The organism is Chryseobacterium proteolyticum, assembly GCF_046591535.1.
Taxonomy (GTDB): Bacteria; Bacteroidota; Bacteroidia; order Flavobacteriales; family Weeksellaceae; genus Chryseobacterium; species Chryseobacterium proteolyticum.
The window spans coordinates 699,375-718,877 of sequence record NZ_JBJLWK010000003.1; the positions used below are offsets into that span (position 1 = coordinate 699,375).

12 protein-coding genes are annotated in these 19,503 nt (G+C 37.1%); 7 read left to right on the forward strand and 5 right to left on the reverse strand.

Annotated features, from left to right (window positions below):
* The first annotated feature begins 19 nt into the window (after positions 1 to 19).
* The gene (locus ACJ5H0_RS14195; protein ID WP_411249996.1) at positions 20 to 1,513 is read left to right on the forward strand and encodes a RagB/SusD family nutrient uptake outer membrane protein; all 1,494 of its coding nucleotides are present in this window, start codon (positions 20 to 22) and stop codon (positions 1,511 to 1,513) included.
* 90 nt (positions 1,514 to 1,603) lie between these two features.
* On the opposite strand, the gene ACJ5H0_RS14200 is transcribed toward ACJ5H0_RS14195, so the two are convergent.
* The 5 genes from ACJ5H0_RS14200 to ACJ5H0_RS14220 are packed head-to-tail and all read right to left on the reverse strand — an operon-like array spanning position 1,604 to position 10,560.
* Positions 1,604 to 2,077: a hypothetical protein gene (locus ACJ5H0_RS14200; protein WP_411249997.1), complete on the reverse strand. Its 474-nt coding sequence runs from the start codon at positions 2,075 to 2,077 to the stop codon at positions 1,604 to 1,606.
* A 3-nt stretch (positions 2,078 to 2,080) separates the two neighbouring features.
* Positions 2,081 to 9,160, reverse strand: coding sequence for an RHS repeat-associated core domain-containing protein (locus tag ACJ5H0_RS14205; protein ID WP_411249998.1), 7,080 nt, complete (start codon positions 9,158 to 9,160; stop codon positions 2,081 to 2,083).
* A gap of 36 nt (positions 9,161 to 9,196) precedes the next feature.
* Entirely contained in the window at positions 9,197 to 9,697 is a 501-nt protein-coding gene (locus ACJ5H0_RS14210) for a T9SS type A sorting domain-containing protein (protein ID WP_306613449.1), read from the reverse strand.
* 7 nt (positions 9,698 to 9,704) lie between these two features.
* Entirely contained in the window at positions 9,705 to 9,845 is a 141-nt protein-coding gene (locus ACJ5H0_RS14215; protein WP_411249999.1) for a hypothetical protein, read from the reverse strand.
* Positions 9,835 to 10,560, reverse strand: coding sequence for a cell wall anchor protein (locus ACJ5H0_RS14220; protein ID WP_411250000.1), 726 nt, complete (start codon positions 10,558 to 10,560; stop codon positions 9,835 to 9,837). Before ACJ5H0_RS14220 ends, ACJ5H0_RS14215 begins: the two co-directional genes overlap by 11 nt.
* Before the next feature lie 262 nt (positions 10,561 to 10,822).
* Here ACJ5H0_RS14220 and ACJ5H0_RS14225 point away from each other — a divergent pair, with 262 nt between their 5' ends.
* The 6 genes from ACJ5H0_RS14225 to ACJ5H0_RS14250 all read left to right on the forward strand — a co-directional run bounded on the left by ACJ5H0_RS14225 (position 10,823) and on the right by ACJ5H0_RS14250 (position 19,497).
* Entirely contained in the window at positions 10,823 to 11,146 is a 324-nt protein-coding gene (locus tag ACJ5H0_RS14225; RefSeq protein WP_411250001.1) for a DUF6660 family protein, read from the forward strand.
* Between the two features lie 139 nt (positions 11,147 to 11,285).
* Complete coding sequence (locus ACJ5H0_RS14230) at positions 11,286 to 15,644, forward strand: CusA/CzcA family heavy metal efflux RND transporter (protein ID WP_411250002.1); 4,359 nt, start codon at positions 11,286 to 11,288, stop codon at positions 15,642 to 15,644.
* 1 nt (position 15,645) lies between these two features.
* The gene (locus tag ACJ5H0_RS14235) at positions 15,646 to 16,890 is read left to right on the forward strand and encodes an efflux RND transporter periplasmic adaptor subunit (RefSeq protein WP_411250003.1); all 1,245 of its coding nucleotides are present in this window, start codon (positions 15,646 to 15,648) and stop codon (positions 16,888 to 16,890) included.
* 45 nt (positions 16,891 to 16,935) lie between these two features.
* Positions 16,936 to 17,676 carry a methyltransferase family protein gene (locus ACJ5H0_RS14240; protein ID WP_411250004.1) on the forward strand — a complete coding sequence of 247 codons (741 nt, stop codon included), beginning with the start codon at positions 16,936 to 16,938 and terminating at the stop codon, positions 17,674 to 17,676.
* Positions 17,677 to 17,707: 31 nt separating this feature from the next.
* Positions 17,708 to 18,580, forward strand: coding sequence for a bestrophin family protein (locus ACJ5H0_RS14245; protein ID WP_411250005.1), 873 nt, complete (start codon positions 17,708 to 17,710; stop codon positions 18,578 to 18,580).
* Between the two features lie 20 nt (positions 18,581 to 18,600).
* Positions 18,601 to 19,497: a cation diffusion facilitator family transporter gene (locus ACJ5H0_RS14250; RefSeq protein ID WP_345992735.1), complete on the forward strand. Its 897-nt coding sequence runs from the start codon at positions 18,601 to 18,603 to the stop codon at positions 19,495 to 19,497.
* Positions 19,498 to 19,503 lie beyond the last annotated feature (6 nt).

The window sequence follows — 19,503 nt, forward strand, 5'->3', positions numbered from 1 at the left end:
TATTAAAACAATCAAAACAATGAAAAAAATAAAATATATATCATTTATACTTATAGCAGCTTTCTCTTCTACTGCATGTACTAATGATTTGGAAACAGCTCCTACTAATCAGGCTAATGAAGCCGAGATATTCAAGACAGCTGAAAGTGCTGAAACGGTGATTAATGGGACATGGGCAAAATTCAATGATGACGGGCCTACCTATGCTAACATTGGCTATTCAACAGTATTACGGGCCAGCGATGCTATGGGAAGTGATGTCGCTGTCCTTACTAATAAATATGGCTTTGCATCGGCTTACGCTTTTACCGATTTAGTGAATAGTACCGGAAGTCGTTCTCAATTTGTATGGAGTTTATTATATTCTGCAATCAATAACATGAATAATGTGATTAGTCGTATTGATGGAGTAGAAGGAAGTCAGTCTAAAAAGGATCAGGTTAGGGGCCAGGCAAAAGCTTTACGTGCTTTTTGTTACTTGAATTTAGCAAGCCTTTATCAGTTTAGTTATTTAAAAGATAAAAACGCTTTAGTAGCTCCAATTTATACAGAACCTACAACCACAAATTCTGTAGGAAAAAAGAGAGCTAGCCTTCAAGAAATTTATACTTTGATTAAAAACGACCTATCAGAGGCAGGACTTTTATTAGCAAATTATACAAGAAATAATAAGGATAAAATTGATAAGTCTGTAGTATATGGATTATTGGCCAGGACTTACTTAAATACTGGTGAGTGGACTAAGGCTACTGCTGCTGCTCAAATTGCAAAAGCTAGTTTTCCGTTGATGGCTCCCGAAAAGTATAAGGACGGGTTTAATGATATTACCAATGGGGAATGGATCTGGGGACATGGTCAGACGCAGGAACAATCAGGAGAAAGTTATGCATTCCACTACTTAGATGTTTCTTCATCAGGAAGTTACTACTACAGTTTTATGGCAGATCCATATTTTAAAGATTTATTTGACACCCATGATATCCGGTATCAATTATTTCAATGGGATGGGCTTCCTGGAAGAGAAGGACTTTTAAGATATGCTAAATTTAAATTTAAAGCTAATCTCATTGCTGATATTGTGTTTATGAGATCAGCTGAAATGTATTTAATTGAAGCTGAGGCAGAAGCCAGAAATGGGAATGTGACCAATGCTGTGGCAGTTTTGAATCAACTGAAATCAGCGAGACAGGCTAATCTGTACAGTGGATCTTTAGCCCAGAATGATGTGATCAAAGAAGTCCTGATCGAAAGAAGAAAGGAATTGTTTGGAGAAGGATTTTCATTGTCTGATATCATAAGAACTCAGGGAACTGTAGTAAGAAAACCTTTTACTGATTCCAATGGTCAGCCAATTAAAGTACAAGTAACAACTCCGGATGGAACTGTAAAAACAGTGAATGGAAGAGGACATTCTGTATTTTCTTTTCCTGATCAATCTGCCTTTGCACCAAACAGTAAGTATTATTTGTTTACGATTCCGCAGAAGGAGGTGGAGAATAACCCGAATTTGTAGCCTATCATTTAATGAGGAGGTTTTCCATAAGTCACCAATCTAATGATATTTAAAAAATAAATTCCCCGCTAAAAGCGGGGAATTTTTTATTTACTTTTTTATAAGGTAAATAAGTTGTTCATGATTCTTATAATCCTTAAAGCCGATTTTTACGGAATCTAGTGTATTCCTTTTGCTGATATCATCGTAGTACATCACAATATTATCATTATTCAAACCACCACAAAAATCACAGTGAAAATTGATAAACCGACTATGGTCGCTATCCTCAACACTTAAACCTTTTTGATTGGTTTTTAAATCTTTGATTTTAATACTTAAAGCAAAGAAATTTTTGTTGATTCTTTGATCATTTTTCGAATTGTATTTAAAAGTTGTAAAAACTTCCTGAATTAAATACTCTGTCCGGTTAATTGTTATTTTATTGCTGGTTGGTTTATACACATGGATCAGTAATTTTTTCTCTCTTGCTTCAGATATGTCTGCAGGTAAAAATTCAGTATCAGAACCTACACACGAAACAGTGATTGAAAATATTGCCCATAAGAAAATCAGATTTTTCATAATTTATTTAATATCATAAAACTTAACTAAATGCTTATCAAATATAAAATTATTAATGAAGAAATTAATATTAGGAGCCATCATACCTGAATATATTCTAGCATTATACATTGCTTTCAATGATTGCTCCACTACAGTAGTACAACTTGAAGTAAGCAGTTTGTACTTCGTTGAGATTACATTTCTAGCAGCAGCAATTCCGCGATTGATCTGGGCTCTTGTCGCTCTGTAAACAGCAACCGCATCATACCTTTTACCTGGTGAAACCTTGGTGCTGTAGAAGTCGTTAATTTCCTCAATACTTTTAAAATTTTGATCAGTTTTAAGAGTTTCTCCATATACCCCTCCATTTTCATGGGTTCCATCCTTAGATATATAAAGTAGTGTACCATCTGGATTTTCAAATGCTATGGCTTCATGACCTGCTCCGTTAGCACCGCCATAATCGTGAAGAACACTTACTTCATAAGTCTTTTGTAGATGCTCCATCGCATGATTTAATCCAGCAACAATTCCACCGATCACAGCACCCTGCCAGAAGTTACCTCCGGACAATTCGGCACCTACACCTCCTGAGATAGCCCCAAAGAGCACCTTTCCTACGGTTTGATTAGCAAAATCTTTAGCAAAAGCACCAAATGCTGAAGCTCCTAAACTACCCAATGCCCCTGAAAGCATTGCCTGGTGGAAAGATCCACCCTGCATTAAGGATAAAGTTCCTTGAGCAATTCCATGTACTGTGGCTTGCGCTAATGCTACACCTGTTTGAGCCATTACCTTCAAAGCTGTATTAGATACCTGCACTGCAGATTGAATGGCGGGGGCAAAGAGCTGGCCTATACCAAAGGTGACGGCACCCGATATAGCACCAAATACAGTAGATTTAAATAATCCCAGAAGAGAAAACTTCTGTCCTGTGATAATAGCACTTACAATGTAACTTGCCGCACCAACGATCGCTCCGATAACTACTGCTGCCAATAGAGCAGACTCAATACCGAAGATGTATTCACCACTTGGGTCATTAAATAACAATGGATTATTCATTACATATCCATACTTATTATAATTCTGGGTGTTGTAAGGTTCCTGAATATTCTCATCAGCATTTAAAAATCTTCTCAACAGTGGATCATACAATCTTCCGTTCATGTGGATGATTCCTACTTCGGCAAAATGTTCATGACTGGTGTATCCTCTTTCAATCAGTAACGCTGTATTGTCAATAATATTCTTATCGGTAATAATAGCACCATTTCCAACTTGAAGATGTGTGAAATTACCCCATGCATCAAAATGTCTTTGTTCTAGTTTATTTCCTGCTTCATCACTGATGGCTAGGATACTTCCAATATAATCTTTATGAAGGAATTTATATGAGCCATTGGTTTCGTTATAATCTTTCAGGAAAATAATATTACTCTCATAAGGAGTTCCTCCAATGTAAAGTACATGCTTTTCTTTACCTGTAGTATTATCTAATACGACTTCAAAACTTCCATCTCCGCTATAGAATTTAGTAAACTTACCATCTCCGTCAGCTGCAAAGTTACCTCCATAAGTAACCCTTTGTCTCATGCTTGTTAATCCATACTGGAAGGCTACATCTCCTTTTTGACCATCAATAAATACCGGGTCATTGTTCTCGTTATAAACGATACTTTGAATCAGGTCATTATTATAATTCTGAGTTCCTGCAGCATTTAAAGTCATTCCTGTTGGTTGGTAAATTTTGGCAGAATTATTAAACTTAATAGTTCCAACCTGATCGTTTTCTAAGATTCTTCCTTTCTCGTCGTAGACATTACGGTTACTTGAAGGTTTGATTCCTGTTACAGGGTTGGTCCAGTTGATCAATCTGTTGTTGTCATCATAATCAAATGATTCAACGATATTAAAATCACCCCCCGTTGTTCTGCTTTTCAGCTCGTTCTTTATTGCATCAAATGAATAAGAAAGTTGTAAAATACCTGGCTTTACTTGTGAGGAATGGTTTACACTTGCTAAGAATCCATTAGGATCATATACGTTATTAACCTCTGAAGCTCCAAGTTTTGCTTTTAATACCTGACCCTTGGCGTTAGCCTGCATTAAGGTCCATAATATTTTACCTGATGTTTTGTCTTTTACCTGGGAAAGTTCCCCGTTCCATGTACTATAAACGTTCTCAATATCTATCTTTGTAAGCACTCCAGATGAATATAGGCTCTTCTCGTAAGAAATCACCCTTCCTTTATCATCATAGGTAACTCCTTTCTGCATATAGTATCTACCGTTGCTGTTTTCAGATGCAGATAAAAGTCTTCCTTGTTGGTCGTAAACTTGACTTGAGCTGTACGCTTTTCCTTTAGAAGTTCCGGTTTTAGAAATTACCCTTCCTTTATTATCATAAACAAATGAAATCAGTTTATTGGTTGCAGCCCCTGCATCTACTGTTGAAATTTCTTTCTGAGTGATCAGCTGACCGACAGTATTATAGATATACTCCTTCGTCCCTTTAGGACTGATGATTTTTTTAACCTGATCAAAACCATCATATTCATATGTGTATTTTCCGTTGGATGGATCAATATGTTCTGTCTTTCTACCCCAAACGTCATATTTTGTTGTTACAACATTGCTTCCATATTGAGCAGTCAGCTGCTTTCCAAGGGAATTATACGTGAAATTAATAGTCCCTCCTTTATCTGTTGTAGAGATTACATTGCCTAAAGCATCTACCGTTTTGGTCGTTGTTCTTCCATATCCGTTAAGCTCTTTTAAAGTTGTGACAGTTCCTGATACCCAACTTTCCGTCTGTTTGCCATTAAAGAATGAAGCTGTCATTTTAGCTGGGAATACACTATCATCATAGGTAAATGTGTTCCACTGGATATTGGCAGGCAAGTCTTCAGTTGCCTGGTCAAAGTACGGCTCGGACTCTTTAATTTTTCTGCCTAAAGCATCAAACATGCGGTAAACTGCTACGAATTTCCCTTGCTCAAAACCTTTAGTCTGGGTTTTATATTCCTGACCCAATTTGTTATTATATTTTCTAGAGATACTTCCATCTGCTTCATATGTGATCACCATGGTATTTCCCTGGTCATCTTTTATATACTGGTAGCTAGTAGTTCCACCAATATTTGTTTTGGCAGTCAACTGTTTTCCCCAGAAATCATAAGTGTTGGTTGTTGTATTTCCTGATGGATCTGTCTCGCTCAAAATCTGTCCCCAGTTATTATAGGTAATACTGGTTTCTAATCCAAGGTTGTCCGTTTTCTTTATAACAAATCTTCCCTTATCATCATATTCGCTTTTGTTAATTCTGAACTGTGAATCACTTCCGGCTGTAACTTTCTTCTCAATGACATTACCGAATCCATCATATTTATAATCCTCGGTAAGATTGTCCGAGAAGTTATTGGAGAAGTTATTTCCAGAAACATTAATTACTGTTTTAGGGAGATTATTTTGGTACAAGTAATATTGGCTTACTTTATTGGTCGTATTATAAGCCGCATGCTGCATAGTTTTTGCATCCAAATGACCAATGAAATAATCTTTTCCAATTCCTGAAGGATTATGAGTGTAAATAAAGTCCGTCGTGGTTACTGAAAAATTATCATTAACATTGGAAGTGGTTTTAGACGGCAGGTAGTAGGTATTGTAAATAGCTGTTCCTGCTGTTGTAACATTCGTCAAAAAGTCCTTAGCTAATGTAGAGGTTGCGACAGTAGCTGTTACAACTTTAGGTTTGTCAGCATCAGAAACTGTTGTAACAACTTGCCCGTTGAGAAGTTTATCTGTCTTATAAATTGTTGATTTGTAATTTAATAACTGAGTGTTGTTCTCAGAGATATCTGCCGGGAATATCAGGTTTTCATTATTGGTTCTGATGGACCACTCTTTTACCGGAACTCCGTCCAATAAAGGGTCTATTTGTATACCCGACCAAATTTTAGCATTTTCAAATCCGGCAGCATATAAGGAGGAGCGGGCAGTTTGACGGAAGCCAATTACCCCTCTTCCTGTAAAGTGACTTAAAAAACCTCTGTATCTGAAATCCTGGATCAGAGTACCGGCTGGCGTATACTGTTTAATCTGTGATACAGCAGCGGATAATGGTGCTTGCTCCAATTCAAAATAAGGATAAAGTTCTTTTTGTACGGGCTGATAAAAATTAGCATCTGTTTTTGAGTTAAGTTCTTTGTAGCTAATCTCTGTGGTGATTCCTCCTTGCTTGATATTCTTAGCTCTTGCCAAAGCGGGCACATAAGGATATCCATACTGAATCACATAGTTGTAACCGCACCCGATAACTCCAGAACAATCATCTGGTTTTCCTAAAAGGATAACCTGTTGGTTGTCTTTATTAATGGTCAAATTACTAAAAGGAATTACCTTTTCGTTAAAAGACTTTAACCAGTTTCTTGTTTTGTAGAAGTTGATACCACTATTAGTTTGGATCGAAACTGTGTTTTCAGTATTATAAGGTTGTGGAATGCTTGCTCCCAGAATAGTAATAGGAGGATTGTAAACAATACTTTTATCATTGGCTCCGGATACTTTGTTAACAGAGTAAACTGTAACATTGGTATTAGTCCATTCCTTGTCATGGTGAGCATTCCATGTATGGTCAGTAATTAAAACATTTGAAACAATAATTTCAGATTTTCCATCGCCATCCAAATCTGCTGTATTATACTGGAAATATCTGCTCATACCATACGCACATCCACTTTCAAAGAAGGTATTATGAACACCTTGTGTTAAGGTTTCGGTTCCTGAAGAGTAGAAAATAAAGTTATTGATGTAGAACTGATTCAGCTTTTTCCCATCAGATAAAAATAAATTCCAGTTATAAGATTTATTGCCTTGAGGAACTAAGACATCAATTTTGCTGTCGCCGTTAAAGTCACCGTATAGTGCACCATTGAAGAATCCTCCCAATGCTTGTCCTGTGAAGTTTCCTACATTGGATAATACAAAGTTTCCTGCAGATATTTTATTGATATTAAATACTTTGGTCATAGTACCATTGGAGCTATTGAGCCAGATAATATCCTGGATTCCATCTCCGTTAAAATCTGCGAACTGGATTTTCTTTGCAGCTCCTGTTCCCTCGTCATATTTGTAAATGCTTTCGGCAACCGGAAGGTTTTCACTTAGATCAAATAATATGGATGAGTAAAAACTTGTTAAAGTACTTCCTGGAATAATGTTTACCTCTCCATTGTCGATCGGAAGTACTCCATATTCTTCAGTATTGGATGAGTTAACTGAAGGCTCGATATAAGGGAGTGTAGGCGGCGTAGTTTCATCCAAGGCAACAGGATTTGAAATAGTTTTACCAATAGGTTCCGGATCAAATCCTCCATTAATACATGTTCTCGTTCTTCTGAAATTAAAAAGAAGTTCCGTAATTCCGTCCCCGTCATAATCATAGCTTGTCAATTCCGATAAGCTTACAACCGAATAGTTACAGCCCGTCATAGGAAGATCGTCATCTCCGGGATCACCAATAGCATACTGATCATACGTAATTAGTTTCGAATATTCCAGCTTGAATCTGAAATCTGAAATATCTACAGAGTATACCAATAATTCATAATTGGGTTTTTTAGGATCTCCTGTAGCAACGGTATGAGGAATAACAATTCCTGCTTTGTTTTTTACGTATCCGTCTTTTTTGAAAGTCACAGATGCCGCCTTACCAAACTCAGCAGCTGTAAATCGATTAAGTTCATACTGTAGCGGCATAACCGGAACATCTTTGTACACAGAGCTCTTAAAGTTCAAAACACCTACCTGTGTGGATCCCGCAGTCCCTGGAGTGGGAACGTATTCCAGATAGTCTGTGATGCCATCCATATCAAAATCACCATATTTTTTGGTATTGGTCGTGGTGATATTATATTCTTTAGTTGTTTCCTCTCCTGCAGTCTGAGCAGGTTCATATTCTATAGCTATGGGATTGGCTGCCTCATTATTACTGTTGTATTCCGTAATCTTATTGACAAACTGATAACTCGTACCATTATCCGTATATTCTAATGCATATCTTCTAAACTGATTACCATTAGTGGAAACGACAACCTCATTTAATAATTTGTCCTGATTGTAATAAAATCCCTGATGATAGGAAATCTCCTTAAAAGTCCTATCCAGGTTATAATTGAACGAAATTTCATTGAAATGTGGTTTATTCAGGGTTTCATTCCCACCCCATTTTATTTTCTTTATCCGGGTAACATCCCCACCTGGAACTGGTTGAGAAGTAAGATATTGGTTCTTCTCATATTCATAGGTGATGTAATTCCCCTGGGCATCCATCCATTTTACAAGATTATATCCCATAGAGGTTCTGGCTGCACTATAATGCTCCGGATCGCTGTATTCAGTATCTCCATACCATGCCTGCGAGCCGTCATCAAAGGTAACATGGAACAACATGGGTCCTTGAACTCCATTTTTTGTTCCTAATGATTTGATTTTGATATTGGAGTATTTCTCAGTAACATATTCAGCTCCATCTTTTCCATATTCTCCGGATTTAAGAATGAGCCTCTGTCCGTTAAAGCTATAATTATCTGAATAATCAAGTTGTACCGATTTGGTTATTCCGTCTTTTTCAATATTCTTACTTATTCTAGATACTGCTGTTATTCCTGAAATATCCCAACCATAACCCGCAATTCCATTGACAGAACCACTTGTATATGTCAGGTTGATCTGAGGTGCTACACTTTTTATTCCCGGAGGTAAAGCTATTGGTAAGCTAAATTGCAGTTGTCCGGTTCCGGAAACCTCTATATTTCCTTTGGTATCATGGAAACTCTGGCCTGCCGGTGCGGATGTCCCGGTTGGATTACCGGCTCCCGCGCCGGAATCTGTAGGTCCCCCACCTGGGTTTTCAGTAGAAGGCCCGATCTTTGCCACAAAAGGATTTGAAGTGCCGGAGGAGGCCTTAAACCCTTGAGCCAAGACCACGGTTTGCGGATCCTGTACTGTTCTTGAAGTACTTTCCTGCTGATAGAGTATGGTCTGGGAATAGCCCAATACCGAACAGAGGGAAAATACCAATGATGAAAGAATCTTCATATTCTTGGTTGTTAGTAAATTGTTATGATTAAAAGTTTATCGTTTTGTAATATTTCTGCTGAAGACCCTGCCGTCTTTTAATGTAAAGTGTAAAACATATACACCCCATTCGTAATTGGACATATTGATCTTTAGCTGCTTATTTAATCCCGGAGTATTCTGTTGCTGGAATTTCCAGTGAACCGTACTATGCTGGTAAAGAGAAACGGATTCTATGAGCCCGTCTACTTCATCGGTCCAGTCTATAGTAAGGAAATCATTCACAGGAACAGGATACAATCTTATCTGTTTCCAGAATGCTTTTTCATCCAGAACCGGTTGTTGCTTGATCTCAGCGATGGTCTTTACCTCTTCAGCTTTAGGTTTTTCTTCGGTCTTAGCCAAATTTTTTAAGTCTTCAGGTGCTTTTTTACCACTCACATCTGTCCCTCTGTATCTTTGGTTTCCGGCTTCGTCATACTTGAAGTAGACTTCGGTTTGTGAGAATCCGAAAACACCAATCAACAAAGAAAATAAGGAAAGTAATTTTCTTTTCATAGCTTACTTATTTTGTTTTTTCTGAAAGAAGTAACAATAGTTGTTTTTCAAGCTTTTCAATCTTATCAGATTGTTGTTTCAATGTTTTGTTCTGCTCAATAGAATACAATGTTAACTCTTCAATTTTTTCAAGCAGCTTAGCATCCATTTCTCCCAGGTTGATTCCATTTTTTTTCTACTTCTCCGGCAGAAGGGATATTTGGTAAATGTCCTTTTTCTGAAATGTGTTTTTCAACATCTTCCAATGATCTAAGTTTATAATCCTTTTTAAATACATAATCAGCCCATCCGTTGGTTGCAGGGTTTTCAACTTTTATTTGTTCAGCCTTTATTCCTTTTCTTACATAAAAGATGAAATTAGGGTCATTATCATACTGATCAGTTCCTACAGTTACTTTTCCGGTATTGAAAACCACAAGACTGCTTGGATGTACTGAATCTGTAAATTTTATCCTGGTGATTCCGGATGAATTAGGAGTTGAAGTATCAGAGTTAGGATCAACTGCATTGTCATTAGGCATATGGAATTCCAGATTATGACTTCCCAAAGTTCTGATCACTGCATCTGATGCAACAGACCAACGTGAAGCACAGCCGTTACAAAGAACTGTTGCAAGCTCTAACTTGGCTCCGTTAACTGTTCCTGCAGCCGCAGAGTTTCCGATAGCAATACCATTGGCATAAGGTCCGTTAAATACCTTAAGTCTTTCCATGTTATTTGTTTTGATAACAAGTTCCTGGTCATCAATGGTGCCTATGAAATTAGACGGGGGAGTGGTTCCTGAGTTTCCTGTAAGATTCCAGGATTGGGCAAAAGCCATAGAGGATACGGCTAACAATAGCGGTACAAGTGTCGTTTTCATGAATTGTTAATTTTTGTTAAATTTTAAAACGCGAATATAATTTATATTTATTAAAACTTTATTGATTTAATATTTTTTTTATATATTAAATATTAAGAATTATTTTCCCGGTCAAAGATGTAATCATTTGAATAATTGTACAAATAAATACTATATAGATTCATAAATTTATATAGTATTATGATGGTCTGTTAAAAATATGCTAATGGATGTTTAATTTTATTTAATATTTTTTTAATAAAAAAATTCTACCTTTGTCCAAATGAACTTCTTAAGATTGATTTTAGCGCTTTATTTTGCGGCATTATCCATAATGCCATGTGAAGATGTGCATAAACAATCGGGTTCTTCCAAAGTTGACTTTTCATTAAGCGTTGAACAGTCTCATTCAAAGGATCAGGGAGATATCTGTTCTCCTTTATGTGTTTGCAATTGTTGTCAGATAACGGTTGCGGCTTTTAAAATGGAACCTCAGATAAGTATTCCAAGACAAGAACAGGCCTACTTTTCCAAAAAGATTCTTTTCCACAACAATAACTTTGCCTATCAGGTTTACGAAAACATCTGGCAGCCTCCTAAAATTTAATTTTATTGATTTAGGGAAAGCACAGCTTTCCAACCTTACGTGAAACTTTGCAATTCTATTGCATGGATCTTCATGATATTTTTGCACTTGACATTTTAAAATGTCTGTGCATATAATTTCAATAAAATAAATCTTTTTTGTGTTAGATAAAATTATAAAATTCAGTATTAAGAATAAGTTCATTATTGGTTTAATGACTTTACTGTGGATTATCTGGGGAGTCTGGAGTGCTACCAGATTACCCATTGATGCGGTACCTGATATTACGAACAATCAGGTTCAAATTATTACAGTATGTCCTACGTTAGCGGGACAGGAGGTAGAGCAATTGGTTACTTTTCCAATTGAACAGAGTATAGCAAATGTTCCAGGCATTGAAGATATGAGAAGTGTATCAAGGTTTGGACTTTCTGTGATTACAGTTGTTTTTAAAGAAGATGTTGATGTTTATTTTGCGCGACAGCTTATTAGTGAGCAACTTAAACAAGCCGTTGAAGAAATTCCCAAAGGAGTGGGCGTTCCGGAACTTGCTCCGGTAAGTACGGGATTGGGAGAAATATATCAATATATTCTGCATCCGAAAAAAGGAAGCGAAAAAAAATACAGTGCTAAAGATCTTCGGACCATGCAGGACTGGATTGTTCGAAGACAGCTTAACGGAACTCCTGGTGTTGCAGAAATCAACAGTTTTGGAGGTGAGTTGAAACAATATGAAGTTGGTATTAATCCCAATAGACTAAAAGCGATGGGAGTAAGTATTTCCGATATTTTTACTGCTTTAGAAAAAAATAATCAGAATACCGGAGGTGCTTACATTGACAAAAAACCGAATGCCTATTTTATCCGCGGGGTCGGAATGGTCACTTCGTTAGAAGATATTCGGAACATAGCAGTGAAAAATGAAACAGGAAGTATTCCTATATACATAAAAGATGTCGCAGATGTTCGTTTTGGAAGTGCGGTGCGATATGGAGCGATGACCTATAACGGAAAAGTAGATGCCGTGGGTGGAGTCGTAATGATGCTGAAAGGAGCGAATAGTAATGAGGTGGTGAACAATGTGAAAGCTAAAATCCCTACTATTCAAAAATCTCTTCCTGACGACGTAGTCATTGAGCCTTTCATTGATAGGACTGATCTCGTGGGAAGAGCGATGAAAACAGTGGAGAAAAATCTGGTGGAAGGTGCATTAATTGTAATTTTCGTCCTTGTTGTTTTTCTTGGAAATCTTAGGGCTGGTCTTATTGTTGCGTCAGCCATCCCCCTCTCCTTATTATTTGCTTTGGGTATGATGAACGTGTTTGGGGTGAGTGCCAACCTAATGAGTCTTGGGGCAATTGATTTTGGACTTATTGTAGATGGAGCTGTTATTATTGTAGAGGCAACATTGCATTTATTACATAATAAAAACAGCGGGAAGCTTACGCAGATCCAGATGGATAAGGAAGTAGGAACGGCAGCGTCCAAAATGATGAATAGTGCCATTTTTGGACAAATCATTATTCTGATCGTTTATATTCCAATACTTTCTTTAGCTGGAGTAGAAGGTAAAATGTTTACCCCGATGGCAAAAACAGTAGGATTTGCAATTATTGGAGCTACCATTTTATCCATTACTTATATTCCAATGGTAAGCTCGTTGTTCCTTTCTAAAAATGTTAGTCATAAAAAGACACTCAGTGACAAAATTATGGACTTTCTTCAAGGTATTTATCAGCCTTTGTTGCAAAAAGCCATTCGATTGAAGCTCGTAATTGTCACTATAACGATTTCTATTTTTGTGATTTCAATTTTCATATTCAAAAATATGGGTGGGGAGTTTATCCCGCAATTGCAGGAAGGAGATTATGCATTTCAATGTATCCTACCTCAGCAAAGTTCATTAAGTCAAAGTTTGGAAACATCCATGCAGGCATCAAGGATCATCAAGTCATTTGATGAGGTAAAAATGGTTGTAGGAAAAACCGGATCAGCCGAAGTACCTACTGACCCGATGCCACCAGAGGCTTCAGATATCATTGTAGTGCTAAAACCACAGAGCGAGTGGAAAACAAAAAAATCATATGCGGAACTGGGAGATGAGATCAGTAAAAAACTGGAAGCGATTCCCGGGGTATATTTTGAAAGAAACCAGCCGATCCAAATGCGTTTTAATGAATTGATGACGGGAATTAGACAGGACGTAGCCGTTAAAATTTTCGGGGAGAATCTGGATTCCCTGGCCATTTATGCAGAGAAAGTTGGAAAGGCGATACAATCGGTAAACGGAGCTAATGCTCCTCAAATTGAAAAAGTGGGTGGACTTCCACAAATCAATGTTACTTATGACAGAACAAGAATGGCTAATTACGGAATCAATATTGAAGATGTAAATAACGCCTTAAGTACCGCGTTTGCAGGAAAAAGTACCGGTCAGGTTTTTGAGAATGAGCGACGTTTTGATCTGGTTGTTCGCTTGGATAGTCTTAATAGGACTAATATTGATGATGTTGATAACCTGATGATCAATACTAAAACAGGAGCACAGATCCCGCTTTCACAGGTCGCAGATGTCAAATACAAAATGGGTCCCGCACAGATCAGCCGCGAACAGGCAAAACGTAGAATTGTTGTAGGCTTTAATGTTAAAGGACGTGATGTACAGAGTGTGGTTCAGGATATTCAGAAGAAGCTTGACAAAGACGTTAAGCTACCTGCAGGATATTATTATACTTACGGTGGACAATTTGAAAACCTTCAGGAGGCTAGCCAGCGTCTTATGATTGCGGTACCTATATCGCTGTTGTTGATATTTTTATTATTGTATTTCACTTTCAACTCTTTAAAACAGGCAGCATTGATTTTTACAGCCATTCCAATGAGTGCTATTGGTGGGATCTTTGCCCTTCTTGTAAGAGGGATGCCTTTTAGTATCAGTGCCGGAATTGGATTTATTGCCTTATTCGGAGTAGCGGTTCTTAATGGAATTGTATTGATAGGAACCTTCAATGAATTAGAAAAAGAAGGCGAAAAAGATATCTTTAAAAGAGTGATGGAGGGGACTAAAACAAGGCTTCGACCAGTATTAATGACTGCAACGGTAGCATCGTTAGGATTTTTACCCATGGCAATTTCCACGGGCGCAGGAGCTGAGGTTCAGAAACCATTGGCAACCGTTGTAATCGGTGGATTAATCAGTGCTACTTTTCTTACTTTATTTGTGTTACCAATGCTGTATATTATTTTCAATACAAAACTTCGAATTAAGAAGGTGAAAATGAAACCATTTACACCGGTGATTATTCTTGGATTTATAATGTTGGGTCAATTCGCCAACGCTCAATCCAGAACATTGACTGTAGAACAGGCGGTAGAGCAGGCCGTGGCGAACAATCCTGGACTGAAATCCAAAGACCTGGGTATTGAGGCTGCAAAGGCTTTAAAACCTACGGCTAAAGAATTGCCAAAAATGAATTTTAATGCACAGCTCGGGCAGTATAATAGTCCTACTTTTGACCAATCTTTTGCAATTTCACAAAGTATCCCTTTTCCGACCATATTCAAAGCTAGAAAAGAATTAATTGCGGAAACTATAAAAGGTAAGCAGATAGAGAAGGAAATTTCTATGAATGAGCTGGTTAAACAGGTTCGCTCCTATTATTATCAGATTGAATATCTGCAATACAATAAAGCGCAATTAAAGAATCTGGACAGCCTGTATCGCGATTTCATTCGTATAGCCACCGTAAGGTTCAAGGCTGGGGACATAAAAAAGATTGAGATCAGTACTGCTGAAACCCAACAAGGAGAAATCAACCTTTTGCTCAATCAAAATCAGGTATTTTTAAATAACGCATATAAAAATTTAAAGACACTTTTAAATATTTCTGAGGACATTGAGGTTCCGTTTAACGGAAATTATGAGCCACTTAAATCCGGAAATATTCTGGACAGCAAAGAGGTTGATAATAACCCTACAATTAAAGCATTTTATCAGGAAATGGAAATTGCTGAAAGAAACAAAAATGTAGAAAAAGCGCAGGGACTTCCGGAATTCAGTTTAGGATATACCAACCAGTCTTTAACAGGATCTTATCCGGTAAACGGACGGGAAGTATTTTATAACTCAGGCAACCGGTTTAGCTTTGTAAATGTAGGAATAGCAATTCCTCTAACTTTCGGAGCGACAAAGGCGAGAATAAAATCTTTGGAATTTCAGAAGCAGGTTGCGGAAACCAATGCTATGTATCAGAGGAATCAGCTTTCCACTCAATTGCAAAATGCATTAACCCAATATCAACAGGATACGCAGCAATATAATTACTATGTGGGGCAAGCGATTCCTAATGCTGAGAAAATTGTAAAAGCTGCTCAGTTAGGATATAGAACAGGTGAAATTACTTATGTAGAGTATCTTTTCGCCTTGCAGACTGCGACAAATATTCAATTAAAATACCTGGAATCCATCCAGCAGGTGAACCAATCTGTTGTAACGATTAATTCAATAATTAATAAATAAAATGAGAAAAAAACACATCATCATATATTGTATTGCTCTTTCTTTGTTAACTGTAAGTTGTAGTAAAAAGGAAGAGGTGGCGGAAAATCCTGCGGGAAAAGCAGAGCAAAAAATTGAGAAACCCGCAGAAGCTTCCGAGACTATTGCTTCATTAACGGAAGAACAAATAAAAGCTGTTGGAATTACAATGGGAACCATTGAAATGAAGGAGTTAACTTCTACCGTTAAAGCCAATGGTACCTTGGATGTACCTAATAACAGTAAAGCCACCATTACCTCTTTATATGGAGGAATTATTAAAACGCTTACTGTTCAGGTAGGTAGTGTGGTGAGAAAAGGACAGGTGATCGCAACAATTGCCAATCCTGAATTTATAAGACTTCAGGAAGAATACCTGACTGTGAATAGTAGAATTACATTTGCGGAACAGGAGTACAGAAGACAACGAGAGCTTTTTGATAATGATGCAGGAGCCAAGAAAAACCTGCAGAGTTCCGATGCAGAATTAAAAACCCTCAGAACGAGGAAGGCCTCTTTGTTGAGGCAACTTCAGATGATGGGAATAAGCCCCGGTGCTGTTAACAATGCAAATATGAGATCAGGTTTGGTAATAACATCACCTATCAATGGAACTGTGAGTAGTATTTCTGCACAAATAGGGAGCTATGTTGATGTTTCATCTCCGGTGGCTGAAGTTATTGATAATGAATCCATTCACTTGGATTTACAGATATACGAAAAAGATCTTCCGAAAATGAAAGTTGGGCAAATTGTTCATTTTAATCTAACCAACAACCCAGAGACAGAGTATGATGCCAAAGTATTCAGCATAGGTTCATCTTTTGAGAATGCGAGTAAGACCATTTCTGTACACTGTAATGTAATCGGGAATAAGGAAGGATTAATTGATGGAATGAGCATTACCGGAGTTGTAAGTCTCGAAAAAACAACCACACCGGCTGTTCCTAATGATGCAATTGTAGAAGCAGATGGCAAGTCTTATATTTTTGTTCAAACGAATAAAAAGCCTGCAGAAAATCATGATGAAGAAAAACCTAATAAAGAAATGCCTAAAGAAAATGTGAAAATGATCAATTTTGAGAAGATTGAAGTAGTAAAAGGGTCTTCTGATATGGGTTATACAGCAATAACTCCGGTAACAGAAATTGCCCCTGATTCTAAAATAGTAGTGAAAAGTACATTTTTTGTAAATGCGAAGCTCACCAATGCTGGCGAGCAGGATTAATTAAAAGCCTTCCGACAAAAAAACACAATAATATTATTTCACAAGATGGCTTTAAAAGAAGAACTTGAAAAACAAGGGAATTGGCTTTTCAAATATAGAAGCACATTACCGATAGGTATTTTATTTATCGGTTTTGTGGTTTCTGTTCAAATGAATTTAAAAGAAGAAACAACGAGCTGCGAAATTCTATACGAATTTGCCTGCCTTTTAATAAGTGCTGTAGGTTTAGGGATTAGAGTTTATACAGTGGGATATACACCTAAAAATACCTCGGGAAGGAATACCTCAGAAGGTCAGGTAGCTGATACACTTAATATAACAGGGATATACAGTGTAGTAAGAAATCCTTTATATCTTGGGAACTTTTTTATGTGGCTGGGACTTGCCTTATTTACAGAAAATTTATGGTTTGTCGTTTCCTTCATTCTTTTTTACTGGATTTATTATGAGCGGATTATTTATGCAGAGGAACAATTTTTAGAAAGAAAATTTGGAGAAAAATATAGAAGCTGGGCATCCAAAGTACCGGTTTTTATTCCTAACTTAGGATTGTTTAGGAAAAACGAACTCTCATTTAGTCTAAAAAAGGTGTTGAAGAAAGAAAAGAATGGGCTTTTTGCTATGTTTTTGATCTTTACGCTGTTCGATATTACAGGAGAATGGATTAGAGATCATTCTGATCATAATTTGTTGTTCATTTCTGGTACGATCATTACAATGATGATGTACTTTGTACTTAAAGTATTAAAAATGAAAACGAAACTTTTAGAAAACAACAGATCTTAAAGGGTTAGAACTTAATTTAAAAAAAATAATTATGTTATTAAACAAAAGATTATCCATTTGGTATTTCATTAATGAAATAAAATCTCAGATTCTTTTCATTTGCATATTTGCTTTTTGTATAGGGCTTTTAGATTTACTTCCCGGATTTAGAAAAATATCACTTCCTCTGAATATTCCTGCATTAGTGGGAACGGCCGTTTCTCTGTTATTGGCTTTCCGTACTTCACAATCTTACGAAAGATGGTGGGAGGCAAGAATTGTCTGGGGAGCCATTGTAAACGATTCCCGGACTTTGATCAGATTAGCAATTCAGTTTTTACCTGAAAAACAAGCACAGGAATTCGCGGAAAGACAGATCATCTGGACTTTTGCGTTAGGGGAATCGCTTAGAAAGCTGCCCTTTTCCATAAAGGTACAGGAATATCTTACTGCTCATCAAATTGATGCTTTAAATGTTCCGAATGCATTACTCGATGAACATTCCAGGCAGGTAAGAAAAGCTTTTTCTTCAGGGGAAATCTCAGAATTTCAACAATTACAACTTAATGATGCCATTACAAAGCTTTGTGATAGCATGGGAAAATGTGAGCGATTAAAGAATACGGTTTTCCCGCGATCATATAGTATTTTGGTCCATGTGTTAATCTATGTATTTGCTGCTATTTTACCATTTGGATTGGATGATAATCAATTGATAATCGAAGTATTGGTCACTATTTTAGTTCCTACAATGTTTATCGCTATAGAAAGAACATCAATCATCATGCAGGATCCTTTTGAAAATACCCCTGTTGATACCCCAATGACCTCTTTAGCACAGACAATAGAAATTAACCTGAGACAGATGGTCGGGGAAAAGAATGTTCCTATGAAGAAAGAAAATCCTTTATACTACGAAATGTAACCCAACTTATTTTTGAAATGATGAACGAAAAAAACACACAAACAGTTTCCGCAGCCAGTAAACATAAAAAGAATCTTCTTATTGTATTATCGTTTAGTGGAGCATATCTTATTGCGGAGGTTATTGGAGGAATTCTTACCAATAGTCTTGCGTTGCTTGCAGATGCCGCTCACATGCTTACAGATGTGGTAGGATTGTTACTGGCTTTTATTGCAATAAAAATCGGAGAACGGAAAGCGGACTCCAAAAAGACTTTTGGATATTACCGTACAGAAATATTGGCAGCGGTGATCAATGCCGTGGTACTGCTGGGAATCTCCGTGTATGTTTTATTTGAAGCTTATCAGAGATTTAAAAGCCCTCCAGAAGTGCAGAGTAAATCAATGTTGATTGTTGCAGGAATAGGACTTTTAGTAAACATTGCAGGAATGTTGATCCTTAGAAAAGATTCCGAAGCGAGTCTTAATATGAAAGGTGCGTATTTTGAAGTTCTGTCGGATATGCTTACTTCTGTAGGAGTTATGATTGCAGGTGTAATTATGCTTACAACCAACTGGTACTATGCCGACCCATTGATCTCGGCAGCAATTGGCTTACTTATCTTTCCCAGAACCTGGCGACTTCTTAAGGAAGCTGTTAATGTATTACTAGAGAGTACTCCCAAAGATGTAGACATTGATCTGTTACGTAAATCACTGGAACAGATTCCTGGCGTAAAAAGCGTGCATGATCTCCATGTGTGGTCTCTTACTTCCGGCGTAAATGCCATGAGTTCTCATATTGTTAAAGATGATACAATTACTCAAAATCAGCTGCTGGAAAAACTGACCGAAGAAACAACATCCAGATTTACCATCAGCCATACTACTTTTCAGATTGAGGAAGAAAGTTATCAGGAAGATGTTACCCATTATTAATTAAAA

Bases quoted from the DNA above. Each gene is read 5' to 3' on its own strand.
- ACJ5H0_RS14200 (WP_411249997.1), bottom strand. From the start codon at position 2,077: ATGAAAAATCTGATTTTCTTATGGGCAATATTTTCAATCACTGTTTCG.
- ACJ5H0_RS14235 (WP_411250003.1), top strand. From the start codon at position 15,646: ATGAGAAAAAAACACATCATCATATATTGTATTGCTCTTTCTTTGTTA.
- ACJ5H0_RS14225 (WP_411250001.1), top strand. From the start codon at position 10,823: ATGAACTTCTTAAGATTGATTTTAGCGCTTTATTTTGCGGCATTATCC.
- ACJ5H0_RS14240 (WP_411250004.1), top strand. From the start codon at position 16,936: ATGGCTTTAAAAGAAGAACTTGAAAAACAAGGGAATTGGCTTTTCAAA.
- ACJ5H0_RS14220 (WP_411250000.1), bottom strand. From the start codon at position 10,560: ATGAAAACGACACTTGTACCGCTATTGTTAGCCGTATCCTCTATGGCT.
- ACJ5H0_RS14215 (WP_411249999.1), bottom strand. From the start codon at position 9,845: ATGGATGCTAAGCTGCTTGAAAAAATTGAAGAGTTAACATTGTATTCT.
- ACJ5H0_RS14205 (WP_411249998.1), bottom strand. From the start codon at position 9,160: ATGAAGATTCTTTCATCATTGGTATTTTCCCTCTGTTCGGTATTGGGC.
- ACJ5H0_RS14245 (WP_411250005.1), top strand. From the start codon at position 17,708: ATGTTATTAAACAAAAGATTATCCATTTGGTATTTCATTAATGAAATA.
- ACJ5H0_RS14210 (WP_306613449.1), bottom strand. From the start codon at position 9,697: ATGAAAAGAAAATTACTTTCCTTATTTTCTTTGTTGATTGGTGTTTTC.
- ACJ5H0_RS14195 (WP_411249996.1), top strand. From the start codon at position 20: ATGAAAAAAATAAAATATATATCATTTATACTTATAGCAGCTTTCTCT.
- ACJ5H0_RS14250 (WP_345992735.1), top strand. From the start codon at position 18,601: ATGAACGAAAAAAACACACAAACAGTTTCCGCAGCCAGTAAACATAAA.